At 59.6% G+C, this 14,059-nt stretch carries 15 protein-coding genes; 13 read left to right on the forward strand and 2 right to left on the reverse strand.

The window, feature by feature from the left end; all coding sequences use genetic code 11:
• Position 1: 1 nt before the first annotated feature.
• Positions 2-781: a lytic transglycosylase domain-containing protein gene (locus tag C8N43_RS07700; RefSeq protein WP_107845035.1), complete on the reverse strand. Its 780-nt coding sequence runs from the start codon at positions 779-781 to the stop codon at positions 2-4.
• 408 nt (positions 782-1,189) lie between these two features.
• On the opposite strand from C8N43_RS07700, the gene C8N43_RS07705 reads away from it, so the two are divergent.
• The 13 genes from C8N43_RS07705 (at position 1,190) to C8N43_RS07765 (ending at position 12,333) form a co-directional block, all read left to right on the forward strand.
• A complete protein-coding gene (locus C8N43_RS07705; protein ID WP_107845036.1) occupies positions 1,190-1,378 on the forward strand; it encodes a Flp family type IVb pilin in 189 nt (62 codons plus the stop codon).
• Between the two features lie 209 nt (positions 1,379-1,587).
• A complete protein-coding gene (locus C8N43_RS07710) occupies positions 1,588-1,776 on the forward strand; it encodes a hypothetical protein (RefSeq protein ID WP_107845037.1) in 189 nt (62 codons plus the stop codon).
• A gap of 229 nt (positions 1,777-2,005) precedes the next feature.
• Positions 2,006-2,191 carry a hypothetical protein gene (locus tag C8N43_RS07715; protein ID WP_107845038.1) on the forward strand — a complete coding sequence of 62 codons (186 nt, stop codon included), beginning with the start codon at positions 2,006-2,008 and terminating at the stop codon, positions 2,189-2,191.
• A 155-nt stretch (positions 2,192-2,346) separates the two neighbouring features.
• On the forward strand, positions 2,347-3,180 hold the full coding sequence (gene cpaB / locus C8N43_RS07720; RefSeq protein ID WP_107845039.1) for a Flp pilus assembly protein CpaB: 834 nt from the start codon (positions 2,347-2,349) through the stop codon (positions 3,178-3,180).
• 226 nt (positions 3,181-3,406) lie between these two features.
• On the forward strand, positions 3,407-4,837 hold the full coding sequence (locus C8N43_RS07725; protein WP_107845040.1) for a type II and III secretion system protein family protein: 1,431 nt from the start codon (positions 3,407-3,409) through the stop codon (positions 4,835-4,837).
• A 6-nt stretch (positions 4,838-4,843) separates the two neighbouring features.
• Positions 4,844-5,491: an OmpA family protein gene (locus C8N43_RS07730; RefSeq protein ID WP_425437043.1), complete on the forward strand. Its 648-nt coding sequence runs from the start codon at positions 4,844-4,846 to the stop codon at positions 5,489-5,491.
• Positions 5,492-5,698: 207 nt separating this feature from the next.
• Positions 5,699-6,955, forward strand: a complete 1,257-nt coding sequence (locus tag C8N43_RS07735) for a CpaE/TadZ family protein (RefSeq protein ID WP_107845041.1) — start codon at positions 5,699-5,701, stop codon at positions 6,953-6,955.
• A 126-nt stretch (positions 6,956-7,081) separates the two neighbouring features.
• Complete coding sequence (locus C8N43_RS07740; protein WP_425437044.1) at positions 7,082-8,425, forward strand: TadA family conjugal transfer-associated ATPase; 1,344 nt, start codon at positions 7,082-7,084, stop codon at positions 8,423-8,425.
• A 6-nt stretch (positions 8,426-8,431) separates the two neighbouring features.
• Positions 8,432-9,400: a type II secretion system F family protein gene (locus C8N43_RS07745; RefSeq protein WP_107845043.1), complete on the forward strand. Its 969-nt coding sequence runs from the start codon at positions 8,432-8,434 to the stop codon at positions 9,398-9,400.
• A gap of 4 nt (positions 9,401-9,404) precedes the next feature.
• Positions 9,405-10,382, forward strand: a complete 978-nt coding sequence (locus tag C8N43_RS07750) for a type II secretion system F family protein (protein WP_107845044.1) — start codon at positions 9,405-9,407, stop codon at positions 10,380-10,382.
• Positions 10,383-10,435: 53 nt separating this feature from the next.
• Positions 10,436-10,966, forward strand: coding sequence for a tetratricopeptide repeat protein (locus C8N43_RS07755; protein ID WP_245912946.1), 531 nt, complete (start codon positions 10,436-10,438; stop codon positions 10,964-10,966).
• Positions 10,967-11,003: 37 nt separating this feature from the next.
• On the forward strand, positions 11,004-11,849 hold the full coding sequence (locus C8N43_RS07760) for a tetratricopeptide repeat protein (protein ID WP_107845046.1): 846 nt from the start codon (positions 11,004-11,006) through the stop codon (positions 11,847-11,849).
• 4 nt (positions 11,850-11,853) lie between these two features.
• On the forward strand, positions 11,854-12,333 hold the full coding sequence (locus C8N43_RS07765; RefSeq protein ID WP_107845047.1) for an A24 family peptidase: 480 nt from the start codon (positions 11,854-11,856) through the stop codon (positions 12,331-12,333).
• Here C8N43_RS07765 and C8N43_RS07770 read toward each other — a convergent pair.
• Positions 12,330-13,931: a hypothetical protein gene (locus C8N43_RS07770; RefSeq protein WP_107845048.1), complete on the reverse strand. Its 1,602-nt coding sequence runs from the start codon at positions 13,929-13,931 to the stop codon at positions 12,330-12,332. The genes C8N43_RS07765 and C8N43_RS07770 overlap by 4 nt on opposite strands.
• Positions 13,932-14,059 lie beyond the last annotated feature (128 nt).

Here is a 14,059-nt window from a genome sequence, read left to right on the forward strand (position 1 = left end):
CTCAGCCCTTCGTGCGGAAGACGCAGCCGTCTGACACCAGCTCTGGCGGGGTGAGGCACATGCCTCGGGCCACCTTCCACGCGGCCAGCACCTTGGGTACATAGGCCCGCGTCTCGGCGAAGGGCGGCACACCGCCGTGCTTCTTCACCGCGTTCTCGCCCGCGTTGTAGCCAGCAAGCGCCAAGATCGGGTCGCCGTCGAATTCATTCATGAGCCACTCAAGATACGCGACCCCACCCTTGATGTTCTGCACGGGGTCAGTGCTGTCGGTGACGCCGAAGCGTGCGGCAGTGTCCGGGATAAGTTGCATGAGCCCTTGTGCGCCCTTGTTGCTTTCCGCGGCCACCCGCCCTCCGGATTCGACGGAGATGACGGCTAACACGAACGCAGGCGAGATTTTCTTGTTCAGCGTCTCGATCAGGATCGTGGTGCCATGGGAAGACGCGATGCTTTGCATATTATCAAGACGCGGCGCGCGCACGGCCTTGCCGGTCGGGGCCTTGGTGAGGCTTTCGACCGCTTGCGTGAATCGGCCCGGTCCACTTGCGGAGATGCTCGGCGAGACCGCCTGCCAAAACCAATCCAGATCGGAGCTGGCGCGCGCGCCCGTCTTGCTGTCCGGTTTTGGCTTGGCCGATGTCTCTGGCACCGGCTCAATCTGGATATTGATGCGTTTCTTCGCGCCAGGCTTCGGAGGCGCAAGCTTTTTGAACGTGAAATTGCCGCCAAAAGCGGGCTTATGGCTCTCCGCTTGCGCGGAAAACCCCAAGGAAAGACCCATGAGGAGGAGAATCCCTCTCAATATGTAGGACATCTGAGTGCCTGCCCGCGTCGTTTTTATTCTTGTTGGATGCGAGCATCGCAAAATTCCGGGGCGGTTTCTACTCCATCCGCACAACAATGCCGCCGGGCGTGCTTTATTGGTCGCCCTGATGGGACAGTCATGAGGCTGGGAAAAGGGAAAAATACTAAGTTTTCGTTAAAAAACAGAGGTGTAAGCAATTTTTTGCATTTTTTTGGGGCCGCTCGGAAAAGGAACCATTCGCGCCCAATTCTCGCCCCGTTTGAACAGGATAACCACTGCATACCAAGACGGCGACACGGTCTAGAACAGAGGCTGGCCGGGAAGCACAAACGTCGAGGTTAACTTGGAAACTGAACTGAACTTACATCCTTGGAGGGATACACTATGAAAGCTCTAATCAAAAACTTCGCCGCTGACGAATCTGGCGCCGTGACCGTTGACTGGGTTGTGCTGACTGCTGCAATCGTTGGTCTGGGCATCGCCGTTATGGCTTCCGTCTCCGACGGTCTGGAAGACCTGTCCGGCGACATCGAGACTCAGCTGACCAGCCAGGGCATCTCGACCACCTTCTAAGGTGGATCGTCGCAGACCCTGCGACTCGATAGGGGCCGTGCTTGCAAGAGCACGGCCTTTTTCGATTCCAGGTGCGGCGTCGCAGACCTGAAATGCACCAAGAATGAACCAAAACGGTCTCAATACTGCCCGGTTTGCCAAAGAACTTGTGACTCGGAAGAATGCGGACCGCCCTGCGAGGCCGCGCAGTTAAGAGACAGGAAATTATCATGAAGAAACTGATCAAAGACTTCGTTGCCGACGAAACCGGCGCCTTCACTATCCCATGGGTTGCTGCCGGGGGCGCTGCGGCCTTCATCGGCATAGTCGCTGTGGCCTCCATCATTGGTGGTGTCGAGAAGCTCGATGAAGACCGCGGCTACCAGCTGCGCGCGCAGGAGAAGGTTACAACCTTCTAAGACCCTGCCCTTTCGCAAGATTTTCAAAAGCCGCGCCCATCCCGAGCGCGGCTTTTGCAGTCCCACCCCGCGCGCCCGGATCGGCGAAGAAACGCTCAGTTTCCGCCGTGACCTCGAAATAAGGCGAAATCGCCACAATGTTTCCCATTTTTGCCACAATTCTTGGCGACAAATAGAAATCGAGAACCGGGTGTGCGTTTCAGAAGAACTCTGTCGGAGTACGGACATTATGAGTGCGGCATTAAAATTTTGGGCCAGCGAAGACGGTGCAGTCACCGTCGATTGGGTCATCCTGGCCGCCGGGGTGATCGGACTTGCGTTGGCCTCTATGGGGGTCGTCATGGACGGCACCGAAGACCTAACGAACGATGTGGATGCTGAGCTGAGCAGCCAGTTGATTTCCACCTCCTTCTAAAAACACCAAAAAAACAGCGTTAAGGCGGCCAAGATGCCGCCTTAACGCCCTTGGCGTTCCAACATTTCGCCGCAATTCCCCATCATTGTTTCCAAAGACGAGTAGCCCGTATGACGAGGTCAGCGGGGTTTGGAATATGAAGAAGGGGCTAAATCATGCGTTTGGTATTCGGGCTGGTATTGGTGATGGGGGTCGCGCTTGCGGGCTTCGCCGCCTACATGGCCAAAAACAGATTTGATCAATATCAGGCCAAGGTGGCCGCTCAGGAAAAGCTGCTGCAAAGCAACGTACCGCTCGAAGCGGTCTTCACCGTCAAGCGTCAGATGGCGTATGGCGAGACACTGACCAAGGAAGACGTGCAAATCGTCGCTTGGCCCAACAACGCCATTCCGGAAGGCGCGTTCCAGGAGGGCGAGGAACTGTTCCCGATCTCTGGCGAGTTGCGCACCGTTCTGCGTGTGATGGAGAAAGACGAAGCCGTGATGACCTCCAAGGTCACCGAGCCGGGCGAAGATGCGGGGGTTTCCTCGCGCCTTGCCAAGGGCATGCGCGCCTTCGCGCTGCGGGTTGATGTATCGTCCGGCGTGTCCGGCTTCCTGCGCCCGGGTGACCATGTGGACGTCTACTGGACGGGCGACAGCCGCGGCCGGGAGGTCACCAAGCTGATCGACACCCGGCTGAAGCTGCTGGCCGTCGACCAAATCGCAGATGGTGATCGCTCTGCCCCGACAATCGCACGGACCGTGACCGTCGCGGCAACACCGACCCAGGTGGGTGCGTTGGCGCAAGCACAGTCCTCCGGCCGCCTGTCCCTGTCGCTGGTTGGTGCCGGTGACGATACCGAAGTAGCCGCGGTTGAAGTGGACCAAAATCAGCTTCTTGGCATCCGCGAAGAGCAGGCCGTCGAGGCGGTCGAAGAGCGGGTCTGCACCATCAAGACCCGCAGAGGCGCCGAGGTCATCGAGATCCCGATCGCCTGTCAGGACTAAATCACCGCATCCGCGCGAAGACTCCGATTGCGGCACCCCATCTTGGGTGCCGCTGTCGTGTCGAACACTACAAATAGCCCCATAGAGGGAATGTGTTGCGACTTATCCACATAAGTTTCATGCGGCAAGCCCATGATTCTTGCAATAAAAAGTCAAATCGAGCATCCTCACCGGGAAAATGGGCAAAAGACCCATTCCCTTTAGTGATCAGAGAGGCAGGATCACAATGAAATTGAAGCAGTATCTTTGCGCAGGCCTATTCGGTCTCGCACTCGTATCTTTCGTGCCGGGAACCGGGTTCTCACAAAACCTCTCCGTCACCAATCAATCGACAGCTCGCAAACTCAATGTCCCGGTCAACAGCGCCGTGGTCGTCGAGAGCGACATCCCCTTCGCGGAACTCTCCGTGGCCAACCCGGCCATCGCAGACATCGCGACCCTGTCGGATCGCACTATATATGTGTTGGGCAAAAGCCCCGGCCGCACGACATTGACGCTGCTTGGCCCCGATGGGCGCCTGATCACCAATGTCTCCGTTCGCGTCTCCCCCGACATCTCCGAATTCAAGGAGCGCCTTCGCGAGATCTTGCCCGGCGAAAACATCGAAGTCCGCACCGCCAATGATGGCCTGGTGCTTTCCGGCACTGTCTCCTCGATCACCAAGCTGGATCGCGCGCTTGATCTGGCCGAGCGCTACGCACCGGAAGCCGTCTCCAACCTGATGAGCGTAGGTGGCACCCAGCAGGTTATGCTGAAAGTGCGCTTCGCAGAGATGCGCCGCTCGGTCTCCAAAGATCTGTCGGCCTCGCTCGGCTTCCAGACCGGCGCCGGAAGCAATTTCGGGGCCAACGGTTTCACCAACACCCTGCAGACGGGCGGAAACCAGGCCGGTTCGCTTGGCGCTGGCGGTCAAGCCGGTAGTGTGACGTCCAGCCGCGAGCGCAACGGTGTCTTCTCCTTCGGCTTCGGCAGCGGCAGCCTTCGCGCCCTTGTTGTTCTGGAAGCTCTTGAAGAAAAAGGACTTGTTCGCACTCTTGCAGAGCCGAACCTGACTGCATTGTCCGGCCAGGAGGCAACCTTCCTTGCAGGTGGTGAATACCCGATCCCGATCAGCGATGACGGCTCGGTGACGATCAGCTACCGCCCCTTCGGTGTGGAGCTCAAGTTCACCCCGACGGTGCTGGACCAGGACATCATCAACCTCAAGCTCGACACGGCCGTCTCCGGCCTTGATCCAACGGTTGTGGTCCAGAATGACGGCTTCACCGTGAATGCGTTCTCGAAGCGTGCCTCGTCCACTGTGGTTGAGATGCGTGATGGGGAAAGCTTCGCCATCGCAGGTCTTCTCGAAGACGACTTCCGCGACGTGGCCGGTCAGGTTCCGTGGCTGGGCGACATCCCGGTTCTGGGTGCCTTGTTCCGCTCCGCCAACTACGAGCGGCGGCAGTCCGAGCTTGTGGTCATCGTGACCGCGCATCTCGTCTCGCCAAGCCGCGGCGACGGGCTTGTCGTCTCCACCGACCGCGTGCGCCCGCCCAGCGAGCGTGACTTCTTCCTTAACGGCAAGGTGGCGCAAGAAGTGCGCTCCCGCCGCTCCCCCACCGGCGAAGTGGCCCGCCAAGACTATTCGGGCTCTTACGGCTACGTTCTGGAGTAATATCAAATGCTTAAGTCCACTTCTTCGATCGCCATCATCGCCGTAATGGCACTGGGCCTGTCGGCTTGCGGGAAATCGCAGCAGGTCTTCGAAAGCGAGGCCGGCGGGTATCTGGACGAGGGTGGCTTCGGCAACCCCACCATGACCAACACGCTGATCAACAATGGCGATCTGAGCGTGGCCGAAAGCCTTGGCCGCCGTTTCGAGGCCGATGTGAACACGCAAGTGAACTTCGAGTTTGGCTCCGCCGAGCTCGATGCCAACGCCCGCGCAGCTCTGCTGGAGCAGGCAAACTGGATCCGTCAGTTCCCGGAAGTCACCTTCCGTGTCTACGGCCACACCGATCTTGTCGGCTCCGCCGCGTCGAACAAGGCGCTCGGATTGCGCCGGGCCGAGGCCGCGGTGCATTTCCTGACAAGCCAGGGCATCAGCCGGTCCCGCCTCGAGGCGCTCGCCTCCTTCGGCGAGACCCGACCGATCATCGTCACCGAGAACCCGGAGCGTCGCAACCGCCGCACCGTGACCGAGGTTTCGGGCTTCGTTAAGGGCCATCCGATGCTGCTTGACGGCAAATACGGTGTCCTGGTTCAGCGTGAATACGTGCAGACCGCGAAGAGCGAAGAAACCCTCGCAAGAGAGCGGATCGTCCAGTAACTGGGGATAATACCTCAAATTCTCGCTAATTCCGCCCCATTATCGCCCTTTTTCCTAAGCATTTCTTGTCATGAGATGAGCCACAATCCGCGCAAAGACGGAAGGTTGGTTCGAATACCGCAAACAGTTGGTGGGGGCGCTAACCCTTTAAAAAGGTGCCCTTGCTAACACGAACCCGGTCCTGAGTGGCCAAATGGGATTCATGGCATGACGAGTAGTGTAGCATTACAGACCGAACCGGCCCCGATCGCCGCCTGTACCGTCGCCCGCGACGTGCAGAACTTCGATCTTCTGATCGAAGATATGGAAACGGAGATGGGCGAAGGCTGGGGCGATCTCAACTTCGACGACGCCGCCGCGTATCTGAACCAGCCCGACGCATCGGAGCTCAAGTTCATCGCGGTGGCCGTCGACACACATGACGAAGACAACCTGACCAAGGTCGGTGACATCATCGGCCGCGCCAAGGAGCTTGGCATCAAGGTGATCCTGATCGCCGAGGATGTCTCGCCCATCGCGCTCCACCAACTGCTGAAGCTCGGGGCCGACGACTTCGTCCCCTACCCGCTTCCGGAAGGCGCGCTGCACGACTCGATCGAGCGTGTCAGCAAACCCGAACCAGAACCCGTGGTTGAGCAGGTCGAAAACGACGCACCGCGCGCGCCTCAAGCCACCGGCAAGATCGGCACGCTCGATGGTGTGATCCTTCCCGTCCACGGCCTGGCCGGTGGCTGCGGCGCATCAACCTTCGCGGTGAACCTCGCGTGGGAGCTGGCCACGACGGAGAAGAAATCGACCGCTCGCGTCTGCTTGCTGGACCTTGATTTCCAGTTCGGATCAGCGTCGACCTATCTCGACCTGCCCCGCCGCGAGGCGGTGCTGGAGATGCTGTCAGACATTGATGCAATGGACGACGATGCGTTCAAGGCCACTTTGTTGACCTTCAACGATAAGATCCAGGTGCTGACCGCGCCCTCCGACATGATCCCGCTGGATATGATCGGGCCCGAAGAAATCGAAAAACTGGTCGCAACGGCGCAGCGCAACTTCGATTATGTCGTAATCGACATGCCGTCGACACTGGTGCAGTGGACCGAAACCGTACTTGGCATGGCCCATGTCTACTTCGGCATGATGGAGCTGGATCTGCGCTCCGCGCAAAACACGCTACGCATGGTCCGCGCGCTCAAGGCAGAAGACCTGCCCTACGAGAAAATCCGCTATGTGATGAACCGCGCGCCGAAGTTCACCGATCTGGCTGGCAAGAGCCGCGCGAAGCGCATGGCGGAAAGCCTTGATATCGATGTCGAGCTGCATCTGCCCGATGGCGGCAAGCAAGTCGCGCAAAGCTGCGATCACGGGCTCCCCCTTGCGGAGACCGCAAGCAAGAACCCGCTGCGCAAGGAAATCGCCAAGCTCGCCAAGTCCCTGCATGACGTCAACCAGGCCGAAGAGGCCGGGTAAGAGAAGGTTAAGCGTATGTTTTCCCGTTATAAAAAATCCGGCGCCGCTCCAGATGCAGGTGCAAAGCCCGCCGCTGAGGCACAGCAGAAACCCGATGCCACATCCGCCCCCAGCTCGGCCTCATCCATGCGCAAACCCGGGTCGGAGAAAGCGGTAAGCGCCGCAGACGGCCTGGCGCAGGATAAAGAGCTCAAGCGCCGCCAGCGCCTTGAAGAAGTGCGCTCGGAACTGCACCATCGTTTGCTTGACAACCTCAATCTGTCCGCGCTTGAAAATGCGCCCGAGGCAGAGCTGAAATCCGAGATTGTCGAAATCTGTGCCGAAGGTCTCGAAGAGATGGCGATCATCCTCACCAAGGAGGAACGCCAAACCCTGCATGCGGAGCTGTTTGACGAAGTGACGGGGCTTGGGCCCCTTGAGCCACTTCTGAAGGACGACACCGTTAACGATATTCTGGTGAACGGCCCCAACCGCGTGTTCGTGGAACGCGACGGTAAGCTGTCGCTCACCAACACCCGCTTCAAGGACGAAAAGCACCTGCTGCGGATCATCGACAAGATCGTGTCCGCCGTGGGTCGTCGCGTTGATGAATCGAACCCTTACGTGGACGCCCGCCTGAAAGACGGCTCGCGTTTCAACGCCATGGTTCCGCCGATCGCGGTGGACGGCTCGCTGGTCTCCATTCGTAAGTTCAAGAAAGAAAAGCTCGGCATCGACGACTTGGTGAAGTTCGGCGCGTTCTCTGAAGAGATGGCTGCCTATCTGCAAGCCGCAGTCGCCTGCCGCCTGAACGTTATCGTCTCCGGCGGTACGGGCTCTGGTAAGACGACCACGCTCAATGCGCTGTCTTCCTTCATCGATAACTCCGAGCGCATCCTGACGATCGAGGATACGGCGGAACTTCAGCTTCAGCAGGTCCATGTCGGCCGGATGGAAAGCCGCCCCGCCAACGTGGAAGGCAAAGGCGCTGTGTCCCAGCGCGACTGTCTGCGCAACGCTCTGCGGATGCGTCCTGACCGCATCATCGTGGGTGAGACGCGTGGCGAGGAAGTGATCGACATGCTGCAGGCCATGAACACTGGCCACGACGGCTCGATGACCACGATCCACGCGAACTCGGCCCGGGACGGCGTGTCCCGCCTCGAAAACATGATCGCGATGGCCGGCATCGAGATGCCGATCAAGGCAGTACGCGCCCAGATTTCGTCGGCTGTGAACCTGATCGTGCAGGCCTCGCGTCTGCAGGACGGCTCGCGCCGCATGGTCTCGATCACCGAGATCACCGGCATGGAAGGCGACGTGATCTCCATGCAGGAGGTCTTCCGTTACCAGCGGCTCGGGCTGCAGCCGGACGGCAAGATCATCGGCCAATTCACACCCACGGGCGTGCGCTCGCACTATTCAGAACGCTTCAAGCAGTGGGGCTACGACCTTCCTGCATCAATTTATGAGCCAGTGGCAGCGGAGTAACCAGTTATGGAAATCAGTTTCGAGCCGCTTCTCTACGGCATTATCTTCGTCGCAGTGCTGATGCTGATCGAAGGCGTCTACCTCGTCGTATTCGGCAAATCCATCAGCCTGAACAGCAAGGTGAACCGCCGCCTGGACATGATCCAGAAGGGCGGATCACGCGAAAAGGTGCTCGACCAGCTCCGCAAAGAGATGAACCAGCATATGAATTCGGGCGGGATCCCGCTCTATTCAATGCTGGCCGACAAGGCGCTGCGCGCCAACATCGCGTTCTCGCCCATGGCGCTGATCGCGATGATGTTCGTGCTGGCCGGCGTGATCTTTGCGATCTTGTCCCAGATGACCGAGGCCGCCGCCCCCGTACGCGGCCTGATCGCCCTCGTGATGGGCATCGGCGCTGTCTATGTCTGGGTCAATAACAAGTGCAAGAAGCGCATGGAAATGATCGAGGAGCAGCTGCCCGACGCGATTGAGCTGATGGTGCGAAGCTTGCGCGTGGGACACCCGTTCTCGTCTGCCATCAACATCGTCGCCAAGGAGGTCGCCGACCCGCTTGGCACCGAATTCGGCGTCATCGCCGACGAAAGCGCCTATGGCCGAGATGTCTCCGAGAGCTTGAAACACCTTGCCGAACGCATGGACATGCAGGATCTGCGCTTCCTTGCGGTGGCCGTGACGATCCAGCAGACCTCCGGTGGTAACCTCGCAGAAATTCTCCACGGCTTGTCCCAGGTGATCCGCGCCCGCTTCAAGCTGTTCCGTCGCGTGAAAGCGATCACGGCCGAGGCAAAATGGTCCGGCATGTTCTTGTCGGTGTTCCCGCTTCTGGCGCTGGTCGGCATCAACGTGATGGAACCTGACTACTACACCGAAGTGAAGGACACCGAGTTCTTCATCCCTGCCTGTATCGTCGTGGGCGTCTTCCTTGTGGTGAACGTCGTGTTCATGCGCATCATGGTTAATATTAAGGTCTAACGCGATGCAGTATCTTGATCAGATCAATGCCCTGCTCGTCGAAAAATTCGGCGATCTCGGCCCCTTGCTCGCAGTCGGCCTGTTCGGTGTGGTGCTGGTGCTCGTCACCCTGCCCACCATGCTCAAGAAGCAAAAGGACCCGCTAGACCGCATCCGCGAAGAGGCCAAACGCTCCGGCGGGCGCGCGAAAAGCGGCGAAGCCCAGGCCCTGCGCCAGAAAAGCGGGACGGACAAGCTAGACAAGTTTGCCAACTTCCTGGAACCACAGGATGTCGAAGAGCTCAAAGGCATGAAGCTGAAGCTTCTGCAGGCGGGCTACAAGGGCAAAAGCGCGGTTCGTACATTCCACTTCATGCAATTCGCGCTCGGGTTGTTATTTCTGACGCTCGGTCTTCTGTACGTGCTGATCCTCGGCGACGATATGGAAACGCGCGACCTGATCCTTGCGATCGTCATCCCCGGCGGAGCTGGCTACTACCTGCCGAAATACTGGATCGAGCGGCGTCGCCAAGAGCGTCAGGCCGAAATCGAAAGCGGGTTCCCGGACAGTCTCGACCTGATGCTGGTTTGCGTCGAAGCCGGTCAGGCCCTCGATCAGTCGATCATCCGCGTGGCGGCCGAGATCCGCGCGGGCTACCCCGCGCTGGCCGACGAGTTCGAAGCAGTCGCCAACGAGATGAAGGCCGGCAAGGACCGCATCACGGTGCTGCGCGACATGGCAGAACGCGCCGGCGTGCCGGACGTGTCCAGCTTTGTGACCGTGCTGATCCAATCGACTAGCTTTGGTACATCCATCGCCGACGCCCTGCGGGTCTACGCGTCCGAGATGCGTGACAAACGCGTGATGCGGGCCGAAGAGAAGGCCAACGTGTTGCCCACCAAGCTCACGCTGGGCACGATGATGTTCTGCCTGCCGCCCCTTTTGATCATTTTGATTGGGCCGTCGATCTACGACATCTATAAAAACCTCAACGGTGGCTGATGACGTGAGGCGCTATGCGCGTTCGGTGGGGACCGACACTTCTTGTTGTAACGATGCTCGCGGCCTGCGAGCCTTCCACCCCCTCGTTTGACGAGGGGGCTGGACCGTTTCCGCCGACCGGAGATGTCTCTCGCGAGGCCAGTGTCGACGGGCTGATCGTGGGCCACCGCCTGATGGCCGCGGGCCAATATGAGCTAGCGCTGAAGGCCTATTTCCGCGCGGCGGGCGAGCAAGGGATCAACGTGGATGTGCTGAGCGCCCTTGGCTCTGCAAACCTGAAACTGGGCCGCCTGGGCCAAAGCGAGGACCTGCTGAGACGCGCGATCAAGGAGGACCAGACCTTCGTTCCCGCTTGGAACAATCTGGGCGTCGTGCTGATGGAACGCGGCAAGACCGGCGAGGCCAGTCGCGTCTTCAAAACGGCCTTCGCGCTCGATAGTGGCAAATCTGACGAAATCCGCGAAAACCTGCGCCGCGCGCTCGCAAAAATCGAGAACCCGGCCTATAGTGAAGAAAAAGAAGACGGAGCTTTCGACTTGGTGCGACGCGGCAACGGCCGCTACCTGATCCTTCAGGCGCCTTGATCTAAAAAGCCCATTGAGAGCAGAGTAGAGGACGCCCATGCGCCACATGAAGACAGGCATGCTGTGCCTAATCAGCGTGATTGCCCTGACCGCGTGCGAGAAACGCGAAAACGGCGAATTCAGCAAAACACTGAAGAATGTCAACGTGATCGATGAGAGCAATCTCAACGACATCATGCTCAGCGTGGCCGATCCGAACGAGGCGGTGACCTATTTCCAGCGCGCGACGCGCGAAAACCCCGACCGCCTGGACCTGCAGCGCGGATTGGGCAAATCGCTGCTGCGTGCCAAGCGCGCCACCGAGGCAAGCGTGATCTTGGGCAAAATCGTCCAGCACGAAGAGGCCACGAATGACGACCGCATCGATTACGCCAACGCGCTGATCCGCGAGGGCAAGTGGAAAGAGGCCGAAAAGGCGCTCGACGCGGTCCCACCCACCTTTGAAACCTTTGAGCGCTACCGGCTCGAGGCGATCATCGCCGACACCAACAAGGAATGGAAAAAGGCGGACAGCTTCTACCAGACCGCCGTTGGCCTGACCACGACCCCCGCCTCCGTCCTGAACAACTGGGGTTACTCGAAACTGTCGCGCGGCGACTATGTCGAGGCAGAGCGGCTCTTTGGCGAAGCGATCACCTACGATCCCAGTCTGTTCACCGCAAAGAACAATATGGTTCTCGCCCGCGGCGCGCGGAAGAACTACCGCCTGCCGATCATTCAGGTCTCGCAGACCGAACGCGCGCAATTGCTGCACACGATGGCGCTGACCGCCATCAAGCAAGGCGATGTCGAGGTCGGGAAGGACCTGTTGGGGCAAGCCATCGAGACCCATCCGCAGCATTTCGAGGCCGCGATCCGCTCGCTCCGCACTCTGGAGAGCTAAACCGATGAGCAGCTTCGCGCTTTGGGCGCTGATCCCGGCCCTGCCGATCGCAATCTGGGTCGCGTGGAGCGACCTCGCCCGCATGAAAATCCCAAACAAGGCCGTTCTGGCTCTGTTGGCGGTCTTCGTCGTGGTCGGCGTGATCACCCTGCCGCTTGAAGTCTATCTCTGGCGCTTCGCCCATATCGCCGTCGTGCTTGCCTTGGGCTTCGTGATGAGCATCACCGGCCTAGTCGGCGCGGGCGATGCCAAGTTCGCGGCTGCGATGGCCCCCTTCGTGGCGGTATCGCAAGCAACCAACATGATGGCAATATTCGCAGCCGCCGTGATCCTGACCTTTGTGCTCCACCGCTTGGCACGCGTCTCCCCCCTGCGCCGCCTTGTCCCCGAATGGGAAAGCTGGGAGCGCACGCGGGACTTCCCGATGGGCGTCCCCCTCGCCGTCAGCCTGATCGTCTACCTGGGTCTTTCAGTCGCCGCCTAGCGCGTTTTGAACAGGGTATAAAGCTCGGTTTCCCGAACCTTTTCCAAAGGGGCCCCGCGGGCCTCGACATCCTTAAGGATCGCGCGAAACGCGTGCGGCGTCGCAGGACAGGCTGGGATCAGGAAGTAATCGGCCGAGCTAAACCCGGACAATCCGCCGTAATACCAAGGCGCCCCGCCCTCCAGCGCGGACAGCTCTCCGAACATCCAGAGATTGGCGAACGTATCTGCGACGAACACGCGTGCGCCGCTATCGACCACCTCACCAAGATCGCGCGCAATTGCCTTTGACGTACCGATCAACCCAAGCTGCTGAACACAGGAGCGATACTCTTCGCCTTGGAACGTCGCAGGCGCCATATGCGCGGCGCGGTCATTGAGATAGGCAAACGCATCGCTTTCAAAGCGCTGCGGCGTGCGGATCAAAACGCGATCGACACGCTCGGACTTGGTGTGGAAATCCCCATGCGCCTCGGCATAAGGTGTTTCGGCAAATAGCGCGCTGTAAGCCTCTGTGTTCACGACAAAATGGCGCGCCGGACTCACCGCCATATTGAAAAAGGACGGCGCAATCATCGCCGCCGCGACCACGGAAAGAGCAATCACTTGCGGTGTGCGCGCAATCGCGGGCAGCAGAACCGCCAGCAGAGCAAGCCATTTCGGATCATTGCCATAATTCTGATAGGTGATGAAGATCCAACCCGCGCCAAGCAGCAGCATGATCGCGGCCAAATCGGACCGACCGTCGCGGCGCAGCACGATGATCGACAGCAGCAAGACTGCGTTACCCAGCACATATTGCGGTGCCGTCAGTAGCGTCGGCAGATCGACCCCGGCGCGCGGCCGGATATTTGAACTGCTCACAAGCAAAAGATCCCCGATGTAGCTGGGCCAAAGCTGCGGCCCCGCCGCAATCGTCAAGGCCAGCGCCCCTGCGGCCACGATGGCCAGGCCCGTGCCCATCGCGACCCACTGGCGTCGCAACATCAGTGCAAGGACCACACCCGGGGCCAGCGCCACCGCGAAAGTTACCTTGCCCATTACGAAAAAGCTGAAAGCAAATCCAAGGATTACACCGTCAAACCATTGGTTTTGCTTTCGTTTCGGCTCCAGCACCGCGACGAGAACAGCCAAAAAGGTGAACCCCCAAGCCCAGCGGTTGTAGTGCATCGACATCGAAATCGACGCGGCGGCTTCGCCATGAATCATTGCCAGCGCAAGGACCATCACCAGCCCGCCAAGGGCATAGGCCGCGCCACGGGTGAGGCGGGACCGGGCGACCCACCACAGCATCGGCACCATCAGGATTGCCATCGCGATCTGGGCCAGCAGGATCGCCGCTCCGATCCCGAAACCGAGCTGCACGAACCAGACGATCGGCAGGAAATTCATCGCCCCCAAGGGCGTCACGAAGTCGATATGGGGCCATTCGCCAGCCGCCATCCGCAGCACGATTTCGATCAGATGCAGCGTGTCGCCTTCGTGCCGGTCAATATAAAGCCCGCCTTTCGCCAGCGCGAGCCCCCCCAAAAGGACGATCAACCCCAACAGGTAGACAAGAAAAAGCCTTGATCCGGCCCTATCCATACCGTTGTCCATGCTCATGTTCCTCGCGCGAGGCCCTCTGATTTGGGGCCTGTCATTTGTGGCTCGGCAAGGCTAGCGCAGCCGCCGGGTCATTTGAAGCGCGAACGGTCTTGTTGCGTGAACAAGGCAACACATGAGGC

Source organism: Litoreibacter ponti, from assembly GCF_003054285.1.
GTDB lineage: Bacteria > Pseudomonadota > Alphaproteobacteria > Rhodobacterales > Rhodobacteraceae > Litoreibacter > Litoreibacter ponti.

Excerpts from the sequence above, each read along its gene's own strand:
- C8N43_RS07735 (WP_107845041.1), top strand. The coding sequence starts at position 5,699 with ATGACGAGTAGTGTAGCATTACAGACCGAACCGGCCCCGATCGCCGCC.
- C8N43_RS07730 (WP_425437043.1), top strand. The coding sequence starts at position 4,844 with ATGCTTAAGTCCACTTCTTCGATCGCCATCATCGCCGTAATGGCACTG.
- C8N43_RS07750 (WP_107845044.1), top strand. The coding sequence starts at position 9,405 with ATGCAGTATCTTGATCAGATCAATGCCCTGCTCGTCGAAAAATTCGGC.
- C8N43_RS07760 (WP_107845046.1), top strand. The coding sequence starts at position 11,004 with ATGCGCCACATGAAGACAGGCATGCTGTGCCTAATCAGCGTGATTGCC.
- C8N43_RS07725 (WP_107845040.1), top strand. The coding sequence starts at position 3,407 with ATGAAATTGAAGCAGTATCTTTGCGCAGGCCTATTCGGTCTCGCACTC.
- C8N43_RS07700 (WP_107845035.1), bottom strand. The coding sequence starts at position 781 with ATGGGTCTTTCCTTGGGGTTTTCCGCGCAAGCGGAGAGCCATAAGCCC.
- C8N43_RS07705 (WP_107845036.1), top strand. The coding sequence starts at position 1,190 with ATGAAAGCTCTAATCAAAAACTTCGCCGCTGACGAATCTGGCGCCGTG.
- C8N43_RS07740 (WP_425437044.1), top strand. The coding sequence starts at position 7,082 with ATGCGCAAACCCGGGTCGGAGAAAGCGGTAAGCGCCGCAGACGGCCTG.
- C8N43_RS07745 (WP_107845043.1), top strand. The coding sequence starts at position 8,432 with ATGGAAATCAGTTTCGAGCCGCTTCTCTACGGCATTATCTTCGTCGCA.
- C8N43_RS07715 (WP_107845038.1), top strand. The coding sequence starts at position 2,006 with ATGAGTGCGGCATTAAAATTTTGGGCCAGCGAAGACGGTGCAGTCACC.
- cpaB (WP_107845039.1), top strand. The coding sequence starts at position 2,347 with ATGCGTTTGGTATTCGGGCTGGTATTGGTGATGGGGGTCGCGCTTGCG.
- C8N43_RS07755 (WP_245912946.1), top strand. The coding sequence starts at position 10,436 with ATGCTCGCGGCCTGCGAGCCTTCCACCCCCTCGTTTGACGAGGGGGCT.
- C8N43_RS07710 (WP_107845037.1), top strand. The coding sequence starts at position 1,588 with ATGAAGAAACTGATCAAAGACTTCGTTGCCGACGAAACCGGCGCCTTC.
- C8N43_RS07765 (WP_107845047.1), top strand. The coding sequence starts at position 11,854 with ATGAGCAGCTTCGCGCTTTGGGCGCTGATCCCGGCCCTGCCGATCGCA.
- C8N43_RS07770 (WP_107845048.1), bottom strand. The coding sequence starts at position 13,931 with ATGGACAACGGTATGGATAGGGCCGGATCAAGGCTTTTTCTTGTCTAC.